This is a genomic window from Neoroseomonas rubea, from assembly GCF_016106015.1.
In the GTDB taxonomy this organism is placed as follows: Bacteria; Pseudomonadota; Alphaproteobacteria; order Acetobacterales; family Acetobacteraceae; genus Neoroseomonas; species Neoroseomonas rubea.
In genome coordinates this window covers 1-1280 of the sequence record NZ_JACADQ010000595.1, presented here as the reverse complement: position 1 = coordinate 1280, position 1280 = coordinate 1, and the positions used below count along the sequence as shown (strand labels likewise).

The following is a 1280-nucleotide window of genomic DNA, read 5'->3' as shown; positions in this document are numbered from 1 at the left end:
CACCACCGCCGCCACCTCCGCCGCCACCGCCACCGCCGCCGCCGCCGCCACCATCACCGCCGCCGCGGGCCTCCGCGGGCGTCGTGATCAGGAAGGTCACGGCCGGCAAGGCCGCGAAGGCCGCCGCCGCCAAGAGGAGCGCGCGCGCCGTGCGCCGCACCGACGCGACCGACCCGAACCCGGGTCGCGTCGCGGTAACAAGGCTCTCTGGTGTCCTGGTCGGCATTGTGGTCTCCCTTTCCGATCCGTGGGCCAGCGCCTGCGTCGATGACGCGGACGTGAGGCCACGGACCGCAAGCGCCGTGCCAGCCCTGAGGATCCTGGGAAACGCCCCAAAATCGGCACTTCGCCGCCGATCTTCGCGCGTCGAGGCCGCCCCGGCGGCCGGGGGATATGGCGGAAACCGGGGGATGTCCCCCACCCGCACCCCACCCAGCCGGGTCTCCAGCGGGGATTGACGCCGGCGGCCGGGCAGGGGAAGGGCAGGTCGGGACTTCACGAAGAACCAAGGGAGACCTGCCGACCATGACCGAGACGCGCCCCAAAGCGCGCCTGCGCCGTCCTGTGCGCATCGCCACCCTCGCTGCCGCCGCCTTCGTCGCCGCCGCCCCGCAGGCCATCGCCGCGCCCTGTCCGCTGGGCATGCCGGTCTCGGGCGAGTTCTCCTCCGCCTTCGGCCATCGCGGCCGCGGCTTTCATCCCGGCGTCGACCTTCGCGCGCCGGTCGGCACGCCGGTCCGCGCGCCGGTCAGCGGCACGGTTGTCTTCGCCGGGCGCTACTACGCATATGGGCTGATGCTCGAGATCGAGCACCGGGACGGCTCGCGGTCCCGCTACGCGCACCTGTCGCGCTTCGCCTCGGATGCGCGCGTCGGGTCCTATGTCTTCCCGGGCCAGGTGATCGGCGCGGTCGGGCGGACGGGGCGGACCACGGGGGCGCATCTGCATGTTGAACTCCGCCGCGACGGCCGCGCGGTCGATCCGTGGCCCTGGCTGACGCGCACCGCCTGCCTCGACGACCGCCAGCTCGCCGAGGCGCCCTCGCGCTGACAGCGCCGTCGCGGGCCGCGGATCGCCTCCGGGGCGACCCGCGCCCGGCCGGCCGATGGCTGCATGCAATTTTGTATGCAGATGACGCCGGCCGAGGCGCGCAGGCCTGATGCGGTTCACCGGCGGGCCGCCCCCGCGGTTTCGGCGCCAATGGGCTGCGCCGCGCAGGGCGGGCGGCGCCCCGGCCTCAGCCGCCCCGCGCCGGACCGGAGGGGCTCGCGCCTGAGCTC

1 protein-coding gene is annotated in these 1280 nt (G+C 75.0%); it reads left to right on the top strand.

What is annotated here, in order from left to right:
• The first annotated feature begins 525 nt into the window (after nucleotides 1-525).
• A complete protein-coding gene (locus tag HW577_RS25150; protein WP_198378817.1) occupies nucleotides 526-1050 on the top strand; it encodes a M23 family metallopeptidase in 525 nt (174 codons plus the stop codon).
• Nucleotides 1051-1280 lie beyond the last annotated feature (230 nt).

Bases quoted from the DNA above. Each gene is read 5' to 3' on its own strand.
- HW577_RS25150 (WP_198378817.1), top strand. From the start codon at position 526: ATGACCGAGACGCGCCCCAAAGCGCGCCTGCGCCGTCCTGTGCGCATC.